Here is a 15662-nt window from a genome sequence, read left to right as displayed (position 1 = left end):
GTGCCATCGCGTTCATCCGTCCAGCAGCCCCGTCGCGAGGCCGATCACCACCGGAGCCACGCCCACCGCCAGGAAGGCGGGCAGGAAGCAGAGCCCCACGGGGGCGCTGATCAGCACCTGGGCCCGGCGTGCCCCGGCCGCCGCCGCTCGGGCACGGGCGGCGCGCAGGGCGGCCGCGTGCCGGGCGACCGCGTCCGCCGCCGGCGCTCCCGAGGAGCCGGCCCGCTCCATGCAGCGGGCCAGCCCTTCGGCGCCCGGTATCGCGCCGAACCTCCCCCACACCTCGGCCGGTTCACCGCCGAGCCGCAGCTCCGCGGCCGTGCGGGTCAGGCGCGCGCCGAGCGGACCGCCCAGCGACCGGCCCACGGCCTCCGCCGCCTCGCCCGGCCCGGCCCCGGACGCGGCGCACGCCGCCAAGAGGTCGGCGGCGAGCGGCAGGTGACGTGCCGTCTCCTCGGCCTCGGCCGGAGGCGCAGAGGGTCTCGCGGCCCTCCGCCGTACCGCCGCTGCCACCAGGGCCCCCGCGCAGACGCCACCGACCGCGCCGAACAGCACCCATCCGATGCCGGCCCCCGCGAGGGGCGGCAGCCAGAGCCCCACCCAGGAGGGCAGCCGGCCGCGGGCCTTCCGGGGTGGCGGTTCCGGGCTCGCGGGGAGGAGGGTCCCTGCCCGCCCTCGCGTCCGGCGCGCCCGCAGTCCGCGCAGCACCTCCAGGGCGCCCAGCGCGCACAGGACCACGGTCAGGACCAGGAGGCCCGCCGCCCGGACGACGTCCGGTGTCACGCCTGCTCCCCTCCTCGTACGATCCGCGCGGCCCACCACAGTCCGGCCGCCTCCAGCGCGCCGCCCACGGCGAGGCAGCCCAGGCCGGCCGGTGTGTGCAGCAGCACCCGCAGCGGGTCGGCGCCCAGGGCGGCACCGAGGGCGAGTCCGGCCGCGGGGAGCAGTGCGAGGACCGTCACCGTGGCCCAGGCTCCGGCCAGTTCGGCCCGTAGCCGGTCGCGCTGCTCGTGGTGGTCCCGGAGGGCGGCCTCCAGCCGGTCGAGCCCGGCGGCCAGGCCCGCGCCGCCGTCCACGGCCACCTGCCAGCAGGCGGCCATGCCCGCGAGCCCGTCGGCGCCGTCCTGCCGGGCCGCCCACCGCAGCGCCTCCGGCACGTCCCCGCCGAACCGCGCCGCCGCAAGTACCGGCGCCTCCGCATCGCCGAGCGCCCCCGTCTCCCTGGCCGCGAAGGACAGGGCCTGCGCGGGCTGCCATCCGGCCCTCAACTCGCCGACGACCGCGGCGCACAGGGCCACCACCCGCTCGGCGCGCGCCTCCCGTTCCTTCCTGCGCCCTGCGGCCCGCAGCCGACGCCCCACCAGGGGCACCGCGAGCGCCCCGGCGACCAGCGGCAGCGGCGACTCGCCGAGGAGGGCGACGACGCCTGCGACGGGCAGACACAGCCAGGCGCGCCGGCCCCGCAACGCCGCCCACCCCCGCGCGGCCACCTCAGGCCATTCCCAGCCGGCGCGCCCGTCGGGAACTCCGCCCGCGAGCACCGCCCGCGCCCGGCCCGCACCGCGCCGCCGCTCGGCCGCCCACCACAGGGCGAGCACCGCGCAGAGCGCCGCCGCACCGTGAGCCACGCCCCGCACCGGCACCAGTTCCGCCATCACCGCGATCCCCCTCCGATCAGGGAGCTCAACCGCTCCCAGCCCCGCTCCCGTTCGAACCCGGACGCGCCCCACCGCAGCGCGGGCACCGTCCGGACCAACCCGTCCCGGTCCCGCTCCAGGACGTGCGCCTCAGCGATCCGCCGCCGCCCGTCCCGGTCCCGTACGACGTGCAGTACGACCGACAGGCCCGCGCCCAGCTGGCTGTGCAGGGCGGCCCGGTCGAGCCCGGCCGCCGTCCCCAGGGCTTCCAGCCGTGCCGGTACGTCCGCGGCCGTGTTGGCATGGACAGTCCCGCAGCCGCCTTCATGGCCCGTATTGAGGGCGGCGAGCAGGTCGACCGCCTCGCCGCCTCTGACCTCGCCGACCACCAGCCGGTCGGGGCGCATCCGCAGTGCCTGGCGGACCAGGTCCCGCAGGGTGACGAGCCCGGCGCCCTCCTGGTTCGCGGGCCGGGCCTCCAGCCGCACCACGTGGGGGTGGTCGGGGCGCAGCTCCGCCGAGTCCTCGGCGATCACGATCCGCTCCCGCTCACCGACGAGCCCCAGGAGCGAGGCGAGGAGCGTGGTCTTGCCCGTCCCCGTGCCGCCGCTGACGAGGTAGGACACGCGGGCGTCGATCAGGCCCCGAAGGATCGCGGCTCCGCCCGGCGGCACCGTGCCCGCCGCGACCAGCTCCTCCAGGGAGAAGGCGCGAGGGCGGACCACCCGCAGCGACAGGCACGTCGAGCCGACCGCGACCGGCGGCAGCACCGCGTGCATCCGGGTGCCGTCGGGGAGTCGCGCGTCGACCCAGGGCCGGGCGTCGTCCAGCCTTCGTCCGGCCACCGCCGCGAGCCGTTGCGCGAGGCGGCGGACGGCGGCGGCGTCGGGGAAGGACACCGGGGCCCGTTCGAGTCCGGCGCCCCGGTCCACCCACACCCGGTCGGGTGCGGAGACCAGGACGTCGGTGACCGCCGGGTCGGCGAGGAGCGGCTCCAGCGGGCCGGTGCCGATCAGCTCGCACCTCAATTCCTCCGCCGCGCCGAGCACTTCCGCGTCGCCGAGCAGCCTGCCCTGGGCTCGTAGCGCCGCCGCCACGCGCGCCGGGGTGGGCTCGGCCCCGCTCGCCGCGAGCCGCTGGCGCACGGCGTCGAGAAGCCCCGCGCCGTCACCCGTGGCCCGGGCCGGCACCCCTGCCCCGGTCATGCCGCACCTCCGGGCACCACAGCTCGCTCCCAGAAGGCCGTGCAGAACCGTCCGAGGGGACCGCGGGCCTCGGCACCCGGCGGCACTCCGGCGTCCTGGTCGGCCACGATGCCCGGGTCGTAAGGGAGTTCACCGGCGAGGGGCAGTCGGAGCGCGTCGGCGACCCACCGCTCGTCGAGCCCCACCGCGTACGGTCCGCGAACCACGGCGCGCAGGTCGCGCACGGCCGGGCCGATCGCCTCGACCATCCGGTGGGCGGCCGCGAGCGCCCTCAGCTCCGCGGGGACGACGAGCAGTCCGAGGTCCAGCTGGGCCAGCACCTCCGTGACCGACGGGTCGGTCCCGCGCGGCAGGTCGACCACGACGGCCCCGCCCCTGCGCCGCGCGGCGGCGAGGACGGACCGCACGGCCTCGGGCGGCACAGGCGCCGCCGCGTCCCTGCCCCAGCTGAGCACGCGGACCCCGCGCACCGACGGCAGGGACTCCTCGAGGGCGCCGCCGGCCAGACGGCCCTTCGAGGCGGCGAAGTCTGGCCACCGTCTGCCCTCCTCGCGCTCGCCGCCGAGCAACACGTCGAGCCCTCCGCCCAGCGGGTCGCCGTCGACGAGCAGCGTGCGCCGTCCGGCCCTCGCGGCGGCCAGAGCGAGCCCGCAGGCCAGGGTGGACGCGCCCGCACCGCCCCGGCCTCCGACGACGCCGACGGTCAGCGCCGCCCCGCCGGCTCCCTCGGCCGCGTCCGCGAGCCGGTCGACGAGGAGGCTCTCGGCACCCGGGAGGGTCAGCACGCTCTCCGCGCCGATCTCGACGGCCAGCCGCCACAGCCCCGGATCGTCCCGGTCCCGGCCGACGAGGAGGGTCCCCGGGCGGCGCACGGCTCCCCGGCAGCGGGCCGCGGCGTCGTCGCCGACCAGGACGAGCGGCGGGTCGGTCCAGCTCGCCCGGCGCTCCGGCACCCGGTGGTGGACTTCGGGCTCGACGCCGGCGGCGGCGCACAGCCGCAGGAGGTCGTCGAGCAGCCCGAGGTCCTCGGTGACGATCAGCGGCCCGGCCCGGCGCGTCCCTTCCGCCGCCGGTCCGTCCTCTCCCGGCGATCCCGCTCCCCGCGGCTCCGGCCCCCATGGATCCCGTCCCCACGACGTCGAACCGCGTGCCTCGCCCCTGGCCCCGGAAGTCCTGGATGTCTCCACGGCGCACACCCCTCTCGTGATTCCTGCCGTCCGCGAACTTCGCGACAGGAATCACCGTGGGGCCGTCCAGGAAATCGTGCCGATCTTGCCGAAAAACTGTGGATAAGCGAGGGGCTGTGAATAACTTCGCCACCCCTCCGGGGACTGTCCGGAACGCATCCCGACGATTACCGTGAGTGATGGATCGAGGGCCGGGCGGGGCCACGGTCGACTCAGTACCGAAGAACGGAAGGAAGGGAGCAAGCGATGGCACGCAGGGCCGAAATGGCTCCGGACATGCGACGACCCCCGCCGGGGGGGAGAGCGGGGGTCGTCTCTCCGGCCGACTCGGGGGGGGAGGAGCCGGACCGGGTTAGCACGGTCGCGAACGATCCGTGACTTCCATGGTGTACCCGAGAGCCTTCTCAGGCAAACCCACGCGCCCGAGCGTACGCCGAATGGCGGGCACCTATGCTCGGGCTTGTGGAAAACCACTCCTTGCCGCGCACGGCCGCCTTCTTTGACCTGGACAAGACGGTCATTGCGAAGTCATCGACGCTGACCTTCAGCAAGTCCTTCTACCGGGGCGGACTGATCAGCCGCCGCGCCGCCCTGCGGACGGCCTACATCCAGTTCGTCTTCCTGGCGGGCGGAGCAGATCACGACCAGATGGAGCGGATGCGTGAATATCTTTCCGCGCTCTGCAAAGGCTGGAACGTCGCCCAGGTGAAGGAGCTCGTCGCCGAGACCCTTCACGATCTGATCGACCCGATCATCTACGACGAAGCGGCCTCCCTCATCGAGAAACACCACGCCGCCGGCCGCGACGTCGTGATCGTGTCGACCTCCGGCGCCGAGGTGGTCGAACCGATCGGGGAGATGCTCGGCGCCGACCGGGTCGTCGCCACCCGGATGGTGGTCGGCGAGGACGGCTGCTTCACCGGGGAGGTGGAGTACTACGCCTACGGGCCGACGAAGGCGGACGCCGTACGGGAGCTCGCGGAGTCGGAGGGCTACGACCTCTCGCGCTGCTACGCGTACAGCGATTCGGCGACGGACATCCCCATGCTGGAGGCCGTCGGCAACCCGTACGCGGTCAATCCCGACCGGACGCTGCGCCGTGAGGCGGTGGCCCGGGAATGGCCGGTTCTCGCCTTCGACAAGCCGGTGCGGCTCAAGCAGCGGCTGCCCGAGTTCCGGATGCCGCCCCGCCCCACGCTCGTCGCCGCCGCGGCGGTGGGAGCGGCAGCCGTCGGGGCCGGGCTCGTCTGGTACGCGTCGCGGCGTCGGCAGGCCGCGCTCGCCCAGCGGCTCGCCGGGGACTTTGCCGGCGCCTGAGCAACGGCCCGGGAGCGGAGCCACCACTTTCGCTTCCCCCCGGACAGGAGTAGAAAGGAAGCAGGCCCGCGAGACCGAGGACATCCGAGAGGATCACCTGTTGAGCATGAAGGCCCCACGGACCTAGCACCGAAACCGGGCACCCACGCGACGTCGACCCGTCGATTACGGGCCAGCCGCACCAGGCCACGGGCAAAGTTCCCGGCCTGATGGGCACATATCGAGGACGCTTGGTAACTGGGTGGAAGTGCCAGCGGCGGTACCAGGACTGGTGCCGCCGCAACCCATTTCCGGGCCGCGGGCGACGCCCCGAGACCCCAGACCCGGCAAGGACTTCGAGAGCCAAGCCTGGCAAGGACCCCGAGAGCCAGGCCCGCGAAGCCGGACCCCCGAGAGCCAGGCCCGCGAAGCCGGACCCCCGAGAGTCCAGACTCCGCGAGAGCGGGCCCCTCGAGACCCGGACCCGCCGGTGTCGCCCGTCCCCGAAGCCGGCCTTCAGGCCGCGCCGCGCTGCAGGGCTTCGCAGACCGCCGTCGATTCGCGGACGCCCAGTTCGACCGAGCGGCCGCAGTGGGCGATCCAGGCGCCCACGCCCTCCGGGGTGCCCGAGAGGTAGCCCTCGAAGGCGGCGAGGTAGGCGGCTCGGCCCTGTTCCGCGTGGCCGACCTCGGCCGGGCAGATCGCCTTCGGGTCGAGGCCGCTGCCGACCAGGGCGATCCGTTCCGCCGCCCGGGCGACCAGGCCGTTGTACGAGGTGAAGGGGCGCAGCGCCAGCAGCTCGCCGTGCACCACGGCGGCCGTCACGAGGGCCGGCGCCTCGCTGCCCGCGACGATCAGTTCGGCGAGGCCGTCGAGCCGTCCCGCGACCTCGGCGGGCGTCGGGAGCGGGGCGTCGATGAGCGGTTCGTCGACCGGCTCGCCGTCCAGCCGGGGCCGACCCACGGAGTCGGCGACGCCGGCGGCGCCCGGGACGCCCGCGTCCCCGGCGGCGACCAGGTGGAGCCGGGCCAGGACGCGCAGCGGGGACTGGCGCCAGATGGAGAGCAGCTGCCCCGCCTCGGCGCCCAGGCGCAGGGCGGCGCCGACCGTGCGGGCCTCGGCGTCGGCGCTGAAGTCGGTGCGGCGACGGACCTCTTCCAGGGCCCAGTCGGCGCCGGACAGGGCGGCCGAGCCGCGCGCGCCGCGCAGGGCCGCCTCGGAGGAGATCTCGTTGCTGCGGCGACGCATCACGCGGTGGCCGTAGACCCGGTCGACGGCCTTGCGTACGGAGTCCACCGCTTCGGCGACGCCCGGCAGGGAGCCGAGGGCGGCCAAGGGGTCAGAGGCGTGCGTACTCATAAGTAGGGAGGCTACGCGCCTTGGCGCCCCGCCCCACGATGGAGTGGTCTTCTTCACGGAGCTTGACCACGGCGCGCGATCGTGCCGCTACCCTAGGTGAACATGAAGATCGCTTTCGTGGGGAAGGGCGGCAGCGGCAAGACGACGCTGTCCTCGCTCTTCATCCGTCACCTCGCCGCCAACGAAGCGCCGGTCGTCGCCGTCGACGCCGACATCAACCAGCACCTGGGCGCCGCGCTCGGCCTGCCCGAGGCGGAGGCCGCCGCGCTGCCCGCGATGGGCGCGCATCTGCCGCTCATCAAGGAGTACCTGCGGGGCAGCAATCCGCGGATCGCCTCCGCCGACACGATGATCAAGACGACCCCGCCCGGGGAGGGTTCGCGGCTGCTGCGGGTCCGCGAGGACAACCCGGTGTACGAGGCGTGCGCGCGGACGGTGCGGCTCGACGACGGGGAGATCCGGCTGATGGCGACCGGGCCGTTCACGGAGTCGGACCTCGGGGTCTCCTGCTACCACTCGAAGGTGGGGGCGGTGGAGCTCTGCCTCAACCATCTGGTCGACGGGGCCGACGAGTACGTGGTCGTCGACATGACGGCGGGTTCGGACTCGTTCGCCTCCGGGCTCTTCACCCGCTTCGACATGACGTTCCTGGTCGCCGAGCCGACCCGCAAGGGCGTCTCGGTGTACCGCCAGTACAAGGAGTACGCCCGGGACTTCGGCGTGGCGCTCAAGGTCGTCGGCAACAAGGTGCAGGGCCAGGACGACCTCGACTTCCTGCGGGAGGAGGTCGGCGAGGACCTGCTGGTGACGGTGGGGCACTCGGACTGGGTGCGCGCGATGGAGAAGGGCCGCCCGCCGCGCTTCGAGCTCCTGGAGGCGGAGAACCGCATGGCGCTCCAGGCCCTCCAGGACGCGGCGGACGACTCGTACGCCCACCGCGACTGGGAGCGCTACACGCGCCAGATGGTCCACTTCCACCTGCGCAACGCGGAGAGCTGGGGCAACGCCAAGACCGGGGCCGACCTGGCCGCGCAGGTCGACCCCGGCTTCGTACTGACCGAAGGCCTCAGCGCCGTACAGCCGGCTTAGGGCCGTGCAGCCGGCTTAGTGCCCGTGCAGCCGGCTCAGTGTCGTGCAGCGCGCCCAGTGCCGCACAGCCGGCTTTGGGCCGTACAGCCCGTCAGTGCCGTACAGCCGCCTTGGTGGCGGGCGCGCCTGCCGGGGCGGCGGGCGGCTGGGCCGAGAGGAAGGTCTGCCAGCCGCCCTGCGGCGCCTCGCCCACCTTCAGGGTGCGCATCTTGGCGATGACGTCGGGGTCCTGGGCGTCGAGCCAGTCCGCGAGCTGGCGGAAGGAGACGCACTCGACGTCCTTCTGCACGCAGACCGTGGCGATGGTGTCCTCGATGGCGCGCATGTACGTGCCGCCGTTCCAGGACTCGAAGTGGTTGCCGATGATCAGCGGCGCCCTGTTGCCCCGGTAGGAGCGCTCGAAGGCCTGCACCAGGCCGTCGCGCATCTGGTTGCCCCAGTACTCGCGCTGGGACGGGTCGCCCTGGGTCGTGCCGGGGGACTGGTTCACGAGGAAGTTGTAGTCCATGGAGAGCGTCTGGAAGGCGCGGCCGGGGACGGGCACGAGCTGCATCGACAGGTCCCACAGGCCCAGGTCCTTCTTGGGCCAGATCTGGTCGTTGACGCCGCTGGTGTCGTAGCGGAAGCCCATCTGCGCCGCCGCCCGGACGAAGTTCTTCCGGCCCTCCAGGCAGGGGGTGCGGGCGCCGACGAGCTCCTTGTCGTAGTCGAAGGGCAGCGGCTGCTCGGTCCGCAGGCCGGCGTTGGTCTTCCAGTTCTTGACGAAGGACTTGGCCTGGTTGATCTCGCTCTTCCACTCGTCGACGGACCAGTTCCCGACGCCGCCGTCGGCGCCGCAGAAGTGACCGTTGAAGTGGGTGCCGATCTCGTTGCCCTCCTGCCAGGCGCCGCGCAGTTCGCGGACGGTGGCGCGGATGCCGTCGACGTCGTTGAAGCCGATGTCGGAGCGGCCGGGGCTGTGCTGCGGCGGGTCGTACAGCTCCTTCTTGTCCTCCGGCAGCAGATACACGCCGCTGAGGAAGTACGTCATGGTGGCGTCGTACTTCTTGCCCACCGCGCGGAAGTGGGAGAACAGCTTCTGGCTGTCCTCGCCCGCGCCGTCCCACGAGAAGACGACGAACTGCGGCGGGGTCTCGCCCGGCTTGAGCCTGTGCCAGACCGGCTGGTGGGGCTGGGCTCCGGTGAAGGCGGTCGAGCCGTCGCCGATCAGCCGGGGTGCCTGCGGGGCCGCGGCCGGGCCCTTCCTGGCGCCCGCGGCCGTGCCGCCCGGGGCACCCTTCGTGGTGGTGCCGTCGGAGCCCGAGCAGCCGGCGAGGCCGGTGGCGAGAGCGAGGGTCAGGGCGCCGACGGTGAGCGCCTTCTTCCGGACGGTGGTCGTTCTGCGGGCGGCTGACATCCGCACACCTCTCCTCAGATCCTCGGATTTCCGTACAAGGGATTTCCGTACAAGCGGCGTCAAGGTCGCACCACGAGGACCGGGGAGCGTCAACGACAAGCGGCATGCGCACGTTCTGTCACCGGATCCGGTGAATCATTGCCCTGTTTGCCCCGAAAATAATGCCGCGATCTTTACTCTCCATTACGATCCATTTACTGAGCGTTGATCCTCCGTACGTCCGTCCGTACGGACGCACCCGGAGGCTCTCGCCGCCATCCCGCCGCTGCACCCCGCACGAGCCGCGACCGCGCTGCCCCGGAGGAGACGGGACCATGACCCTCTGCACCCCTGCCCGCACGACCAACCGGCCCCGAAGCCAGCGGCCTCACAGCCCGCCGGAGGGGCCCCGCCGCTTCCGCATTGCCGGCGCCGACCTCTCCGCGTCCGTCGCCGTCTTCCTGATCGCGCTGCCGCTCTCGCTCGGCATCGCGCTCGCCACCGGAGCCCCGCTCCAGGCCGGCCTGGTGGCCGCCGCCGTCGGCGGCCTCGTCGCCGGCCGGTTCGGCGGCTCCCCGCTCCAGGTGAGCGGCCCCGCCGCCGGACTCACCGTCGTGACCGCCGAGCTCATCCAGCGGTACGGCTGGCGCACCACCTGCGCCATCACCGTCCTCGCCGGTCTCGCCCAACTCGCCCTGTCCGTCCTGCGCGTGGCCCGCTCGGCGCTCGCCGTCTCGCCCGCGATCGTGCACGGCATGCTGGCCGGCATCGGCGTCACCATCGCCCTCGCCCAGCTCCACATCGTGCTCGGCGGCACCCCACAGAGCTCCGTCGTCGCCAACGCCCTCGGTCTGCCCGCCCAGTTGGCGCACGCCCATCCGGCGGCGCTCGCCATCAGCGCCCTCACCGTGGCCGTGCTGCTCTGCTGGTCCCGGCTGCCCGGCCGGGCGGGGCGGCTCGCGCGTAAGGTCCCGGCCGCCCTCGTCGCGGTGGCCGGGGCGACCGCCCTGGCCGCCTTCGCCGGACTGGCCGTTCCCCGCGTGGACCTGCCCTCCTGGAGCAGCCACGCGCTGCCCGGCCTGCCCGAGGGCCCCGTTCTCGGGATCGCTGCCGGCGTGCTCACGATCACGCTGGTCACCAGTGTGCAGTCGCTGCTCTCGGCCGTCGCGGTCGACAAGCTGGTCGCCGCCCGCGCGGACCACGGCCGGGGCGTCCCCCGCTCCGATCTCGACCGCGAGCTCGCCGGACAGGGCGCGGCCAATGTGATCTCCGGGGCGCTCGGTGGCCTCCCGGTCGCCGGGGTCGCGGTCCGCAGCGTGGCCAACGTCTCGGCGGGCGCGGTGAGTCGCACCTCGACCATGCTGCACGGCCTGTGGATCGTACTCGCGGCCCTGCTGCTCGTGCCCGTGCTCGACCTGATCCCGCTGGCCGCGCTCGCCGCGCTCGTCATGGTGGTCGGCATCCAGATGGTGAGCATCACCCACATCCGTACGGTCACGCGCCACCGCGAGGTCGTCGTCTACGCGGTGACGCTGACCGGCGTCGTCCTCGTCGGCATCCTGGAGGGCGTCGCCCTCGGCATCGCCGTGGCCATCGCGGTCGCCCTGCACCGGCTCGCCCGCACCCGGATCACCCGGGAGGACCGGGACGGGCGGCAGCTGCTGCGCGTCCGGGGCCAGCTGACCTTCCTCGCCGTGCCCCGGCTCAGCCGGGCCCTGCACCAACTGCCGCACGGCTCCGACGTGGTGGTCGAGCTCGACGGGTCCTTCATGGACCACGCGGCGTACGAGACGCTGAGCGACTGGACCGCCGGGCACCTCGCCCACGGCGGGACGGTCGAGACGACCGGCCCGTCCGGGGTCCGGATCGCCGAGCCCGCCGCCGTCACGGCCTCCGCCACGCACCCCTGCTGCCGCCCCTGGACTCCCTGGCACAACCACCAGTGCGGGGAGCAGCCCCCGGAGACTCCCGCCGAGAGCGGACCGGCGACGGGGCTGCACCTGGCGAGCGGCATCGGCAAGTTCCAGCGGAACACCGCCCCGCTCGTGCGGGACGAGCTCGCGCGGCTCGCCCGGGAGGGGCAGCGTCCCTCGCAGCTCTTCCTGACCTGCGCCGACTCCCGTCTCGTCACCAGCATGATCACCTCAAGCGGTCCCGGTGACCTCTTCACCGTGCGCAACGTCGGCAATCTCGTCCCGCTCCCCGGCGAGGAGAGCGGGGACGACTCGGTGGCCGCGGCGATCGAGTACGCGGTGGAGGTGCTGCGGGTCTCGTCGATCACCGTCTGCGGCCACTCGGGCTGCGGTGCGATGCAGGCCCTGCTCAACGGCGGCCCGGACGACCCGCCGACCCCGCTCCGCCGCTGGCTGCGGCACGGCAGACCCAGCCTGGAGCGGATGGCGAGCCGGCGGCACGCCTGGGCGCGGATCTCCGGGCGGCTTCCGGCCGACGCGGTCGAGCAGCTCTGCCTGACGAACGTGGTCCAGCAGCTGGAGCACCTGCGGGCGTACGAGCCGGTGGCGCGCCGGCTGGCCGAGGGCACGCTCTCGCTGCACGGCGTCTACTTCCACGTGGGTGAGGCGCAGGCGTACCTCCTGTCGGGGACGGACGAGGTGCACGGCTACGACGACGTCTTCACCCGGGTCATGCCGACGGAGCACCAGGTCGCGCCGGCGAACCCCCAGGTCATGCCGGTCGGCCGTCTCGTCGAGGCGGCGCGCGCGTCCTGAACCTTCCGGCCGTCCCGGCCGTGAGACTGTGTGGCCCCTTCTCCCACCGCTCGGGCAGAAGGGGCCACCGCACGTCAAGCCGCTCACAGGTCTAAACCAATTCTCTGGAGGCTCTTGTCACCCGGGCCTCCGACTGATGAGCTATGACGCGGGACACATACGCACAGAGGACGCCCTGGGAAAGGGAGATGTCGTGAGCAACGAATCCTTGGCCAACCTGCTCAAGGAAGAGCGGCGGTTCGCGCCGCCCACCGAGCTGGCCGCGGACGCCAATGTGACGGCGGAGGCGTACGAGCAGGCCAAGGCGGACAGGCTGGGCTTCTGGGCCGAGCAGGCCAAGCGCCTCAGCTGGGCCACCGAGCCGAACGAGACGCTCGACTGGTCGAACCCGCCGTTCGCCAAGTGGTTCGCCGACGGCGAGCTGAACGTGGCGTACAACTGCGTCGACCGGCACGTCGAGGCCGGGCACGGCGACCGGGTCGCCATCCACTTCGAGGGCGAGCCCGGCGACAGCCGCGCGATCACCTACGCCGAGCTCAAGGACGAGGTCTCCAAGGCCGCCAACGCCCTGACGGAGCTGGGTGTCCGCAAGGGCGACCGGGTCGCGGTCTACCTGCCGATGATCCCCGAGGCGGCCGTCACGATGCTGGCCTGCGCCCGCATCGGCGCCGCCCACTCGGTGGTCTTCGGCGGCTTCTCGGCCGACGCCGTCGCCTCCCGCATCCAGGACGCCGACGCCAAGGTGGTCGTCACCGCCGACGGCGGCTACCGCCGCGGCAAGCCGAGCGCCCTCAAGCCGGCCATCGACGAGGCCGTCACCAAGTGCCCGCAGGTCGAGCACGTCCTCGTGGTCCGCCGGACGGGCCAGGACACCGCGTTCACCGAGGGCCGGGACGTCTGGTGGGACGACGTCGTCGCCCGCCAGTCCACCGAGCACACCCCGGAGGCCTTCCCGGCCGAGCACCCGCTCTTCATCCTCTACACCTCGGGGACGACGGGTAAGCCGAAGGGCATCCTGCACACCTCCGGCGGCTACCTCACCCAGGCCGCGTACACCCACCACGCCGTCTTCGACCTCAAGCCGGAGAGCGACGTCTACTGGTGCACGGCCGACATCGGCTGGGTCACCGGCCACTCGTACATCGTCTACGGCCCGCTGGCCAACGGCGCGACGCAGGTCATGTACGAGGGCACCCCGGACACCCCGCACCAGGGCCGGTTCTGGGAGATCGTGCAGAAGTACGGCGTCACGATCCTCTACACGGCGCCGACCGCGATCCGCACGTTCATGAAGTGGGGGGACGACATCCCCGCGAAGTTCGACCTGTCCAGCCTCCGCGTGCTCGGCTCGGTCGGCGAGCCGATCAACCCCGAGGCCTGGGTCTGGTACCGCGAGCACATCGGCGCGAACAAGACCCCGATCGTGGACACCTGGTGGCAGACCGAGACCGGCGCGATGATGATCTCGCCGCTGCCGGGCGTCACCGAGACCAAGCCGGGCTCGGCCCAGCGCCCGCTCCCGGGCATCTCCGCCACCGTCGTGGACGACGAGGCGAACGAGGTGCCGAACGGCGGCGGTGGTTACCTGGTCCTCACCGAGCCGTGGCCGTCCATGCTCCGCACCATCTGGGGCGACGACCAGCGCTACATCGACACGTACTGGTCCCGCTTCGAGGGCAAGTACTTCGCCGGTGACGGTGCCAAGAAGGACGAGGACGGCGACATCTGGCTGCTCGGCCGGGTCGACGACGTCATGCTCGTCTCGGGCCACAACATCTCGACGACCGAGGTCGAGTCGGCGCTGGTCTCGCACCCGTCCGTCGCCGAGGCGGCCGTCGTCGGCGCCGCCGACGAGACGACCGGTCAGGCCATCGTCGCCTTCGTCATCCTGCGCGGCACGGCGAGCCAGGACGAGGGGCTCGTCGCCGAACTGCGCAACCACGTCGGCGCCACCCTCGGCCCGATCGCCAAGCCGAAGCGGATCCTGCCGGTGGCGGAGCTGCCGAAGACCCGCTCGGGCAAGATCATGCGCCGTCTGCTGCGCGACGTCGCCGAGAACCGTGAGCTGGGTGACGTCACCACCCTGACCGACTCCTCGGTCATGTCGCTCATCCAGACCCAGCTGCCGGCCACGTCCAGCGAGGACTGACCGACCCGTACGGCCCGAAACGCCCGCCCCGGAGACCTCGGGGCGGGCGTTTCCCATGCCCGAGCCCAACGGGACGAACCGGCCGAATCTCCCTAAAGTGAAACCCGCCGGACACAACTCGAGCTCGTTAGGTAAAGTAAGTATCGCGTCAGGAACGCGACAGAAAGACCTAGGTGAGCCGGGAAGTCTGGTCGGCATGTGCTTCGCCCTGCCTGCCCGACGGAGGTCTCCCCCGTGTCCGTGCCCACCGACCGCAAGTTCCTCGGCCGGCTCTCGCTGCCCGAGCGTCAGTTCATCGCCGACGCCCTGCGCGCCGAGACCGTCGGCGGCGTCCTGCTGCTCCTCGCCGCCGTCGCCGCCCTCGTCTGGGCGAACTCCCCGCTGAGCGCGAGCTACGAGACCGTCAGCGACTTCCACATAGGCCCCGCCGCCCTCGGTCTCGACCTCTCGATCCAGCACTGGGCCGCCGACGGCCTCCTCGCGATCTTCTTCTTCGTCGCCGGTATCGAGCTCAAGCGCGAGCTCGTCGCGGGCGAGCTGCGCGACCCCAAGGCCGCCATGCTGCCCGTCGTCGCCGCGCTCTGCGGCATGGCGGCCCCCGCCCTCGTCTACGCCCTGGTCAACGCCGTCGGCGACGGCTCGATGGACGGCTGGGCCGTGCCCACCGCGACCGACATCGCCTTCGCCCTCGCCGTCCTCGCCGTCATCGGCACCTCGCTGCCGTCCGCGCTGCGTGCCTTCCTGCTCACCCTCGCCGTCGTCGACGACCTGTTCGCGATCCTGATCATCGCGATCTTCTTCACCAGCGACCTGAACTTCGCCGCTCTCGGCGGCGCCGTCGCCGGACTCGCCGTCTTCTGGCTGCTGCTCCACAAGGGTGTCCGCGGCTGGTACGTGTACGTGCCGCTGGCCCTCGTCATCTGGGGCCTCATGTACAACAGCGGCGTCCACGCCACCATCGCCGGCGTCGCCATGGGCCTGATGCTCCGCTGCACCACCCGGGACGGCGAGGAGCACTCCCCCGGCGAGCACATCGAGCACATGGTCCGGCCGCTGTCCGCCGGCCTCGCCGTGCCCCTCTTCGCGCTCTTCTCCGCCGGCGTGAGCATCACCGGCGGCGCGATCCACGACGTCTTCACCCAGCCCGTCACCCTCGGCGTGGTCCTCGGTCTCGTCGTCGGCAAGGCGATCGGCATCTTCGGCGGCACCTGGCTCGCCGCCCGCTTCACCCGGGCGGAGCTCAACCCGGACCTGGCCTGGCCGGACGTGTTCGCCGTCGCCACCCTCGCCGGAATCGGCTTCACCGTCTCGCTCCTCATCGGCGAACTCGCCTTCGCCGGCGACGAGGTCCTCACCGACGAGGTGAAGGCCGCCGTCCTGATCGGCTCGCTCATCGCGGCCGTCCTCGCCTCCGTCCTGCTGAAACTGCGGGTCCGGAAGTACCAGATCCTCGTCTCCGCCGAGGAGCGCGACGACGACGAGGACGGCATCCCCGACATCTACGAGGAGGACAACCCGGAGTACCACCTGCGGATGGCCGAGATCTACGAGAGGAAGGCCGCGGAACACCGGCAGCGCGCCCAAGTGGCGGGGGCATCGCGCGACGGGGCCGACCGTCCGGCATGATCTGATGCGG

Annotated in this window: 11 protein-coding genes; 5 read left to right on the top strand and 6 right to left on the bottom strand. The window is 72.9% G+C overall.

Features of this window, described 5'->3' with window-relative positions; all coding sequences use genetic code 11:
• Positions 1-12: 12 nt before the first annotated feature.
• From ABT041_RS01645 to ssd, 4 genes are read right to left on the bottom strand one after another with little or no spacing between them, the layout of a single operon-like run.
• Positions 13-783: a type II secretion system F family protein gene (locus ABT041_RS01645; protein WP_351177204.1), complete on the bottom strand. Its 771-nt coding sequence runs from the start codon at positions 781-783 to the stop codon at positions 13-15.
• On the bottom strand, positions 780-1655 hold the full coding sequence (locus ABT041_RS01640) for a type II secretion system F family protein (protein WP_351177201.1): 876 nt from the start codon (positions 1653-1655) through the stop codon (positions 780-782). The genes ABT041_RS01645 and ABT041_RS01640 overlap by 4 nt, the downstream gene beginning before the upstream one ends.
• Complete coding sequence (locus ABT041_RS01635; protein WP_351177198.1) at positions 1655-2842, bottom strand: TadA family conjugal transfer-associated ATPase; 1188 nt, start codon at positions 2840-2842, stop codon at positions 1655-1657. The genes ABT041_RS01640 and ABT041_RS01635 overlap by 1 nt, the downstream gene beginning before the upstream one ends.
• A complete protein-coding gene (gene ssd / locus ABT041_RS01630; protein ID WP_351177658.1) occupies positions 2839-3882 on the bottom strand; it encodes a septum site-determining protein Ssd in 1044 nt (347 codons plus the stop codon). The genes ABT041_RS01635 and ssd overlap by 4 nt, the downstream gene beginning before the upstream one ends.
• A gap of 597 nt (positions 3883-4479) precedes the next feature.
• Here ssd and ABT041_RS01625 point away from each other — a divergent pair.
• Positions 4480-5346: an HAD family hydrolase gene (locus ABT041_RS01625; protein ID WP_351177195.1), complete on the top strand. Its 867-nt coding sequence runs from the start codon at positions 4480-4482 to the stop codon at positions 5344-5346.
• Between the two features lie 495 nt (positions 5347-5841).
• Here the strand turns inward: ABT041_RS01625 and ABT041_RS01620 are convergent, their stop codons facing one another.
• Positions 5842-6684, bottom strand: coding sequence for a Fic family protein (locus ABT041_RS01620; RefSeq protein ID WP_351177192.1), 843 nt, complete (start codon positions 6682-6684; stop codon positions 5842-5844).
• A gap of 102 nt (positions 6685-6786) precedes the next feature.
• On the opposite strand from ABT041_RS01620, the gene ABT041_RS01615 reads away from it, so the two are divergent.
• Positions 6787-7773 (top strand): ATP-binding protein, encoded by a 987-nt coding sequence (locus ABT041_RS01615; RefSeq protein WP_351177189.1) that lies wholly within the window; start codon positions 6787-6789, stop codon positions 7771-7773.
• Between the two features lie 91 nt (positions 7774-7864).
• On the opposite strand, the gene ABT041_RS01610 is transcribed toward ABT041_RS01615, so the two are convergent.
• Complete coding sequence (locus tag ABT041_RS01610) at positions 7865-9169, bottom strand: polysaccharide deacetylase family protein (RefSeq protein WP_351177186.1); 1305 nt, start codon at positions 9167-9169, stop codon at positions 7865-7867.
• Between the two features lie 314 nt (positions 9170-9483).
• Here ABT041_RS01610 and ABT041_RS01605 point away from each other — a divergent pair, with 314 nt between their 5' ends.
• The 3 genes from ABT041_RS01605 to nhaA all read left to right on the top strand — a co-directional run bounded on the left by ABT041_RS01605 (position 9484) and on the right by nhaA (position 15652).
• On the top strand, positions 9484-11877 hold the full coding sequence (locus ABT041_RS01605) for a SulP family inorganic anion transporter (RefSeq protein ID WP_351177184.1): 2394 nt from the start codon (positions 9484-9486) through the stop codon (positions 11875-11877).
• A 193-nt stretch (positions 11878-12070) separates the two neighbouring features.
• A complete protein-coding gene (gene acs / locus ABT041_RS01600; RefSeq protein ID WP_351177181.1) occupies positions 12071-14026 on the top strand; it encodes an acetate--CoA ligase in 1956 nt (651 codons plus the stop codon).
• Positions 14027-14260: 234 nt separating this feature from the next.
• Complete coding sequence (gene nhaA / locus ABT041_RS01595; RefSeq protein WP_351177178.1) at positions 14261-15652, top strand: Na+/H+ antiporter NhaA; 1392 nt, start codon at positions 14261-14263, stop codon at positions 15650-15652.
• The last annotated feature ends 10 nt before the right edge of the window (positions 15653-15662 follow it).

Source organism: Streptomyces sp. NPDC002825 (assembly GCF_040295385.1).
Taxonomy (GTDB): domain Bacteria; phylum Actinomycetota; class Actinomycetes; order Streptomycetales; family Streptomycetaceae; genus Streptomyces.
This window is presented reverse-complemented; position numbering and strand designations above follow the sequence as displayed.

Bases quoted from the DNA above. Each gene is read 5' to 3' on its own strand.
- ABT041_RS01615 (WP_351177189.1), top strand. From the start codon at position 6,787: ATGAAGATCGCTTTCGTGGGGAAGGGCGGCAGCGGCAAGACGACGCTG.
- ABT041_RS01640 (WP_351177201.1), bottom strand. From the start codon at position 1,655: ATGGCGGAACTGGTGCCGGTGCGGGGCGTGGCTCACGGTGCGGCGGCG.
- ABT041_RS01610 (WP_351177186.1), bottom strand. From the start codon at position 9,169: ATGTCAGCCGCCCGCAGAACGACCACCGTCCGGAAGAAGGCGCTCACC.
- ABT041_RS01635 (WP_351177198.1), bottom strand. From the start codon at position 2,842: ATGACCGGGGCAGGGGTGCCGGCCCGGGCCACGGGTGACGGCGCGGGG.
- ABT041_RS01605 (WP_351177184.1), top strand. From the start codon at position 9,484: ATGACCCTCTGCACCCCTGCCCGCACGACCAACCGGCCCCGAAGCCAG.
- ABT041_RS01620 (WP_351177192.1), bottom strand. From the start codon at position 6,684: ATGAGTACGCACGCCTCTGACCCCTTGGCCGCCCTCGGCTCCCTGCCG.
- ABT041_RS01625 (WP_351177195.1), top strand. From the start codon at position 4,480: ATGCTCGGGCTTGTGGAAAACCACTCCTTGCCGCGCACGGCCGCCTTC.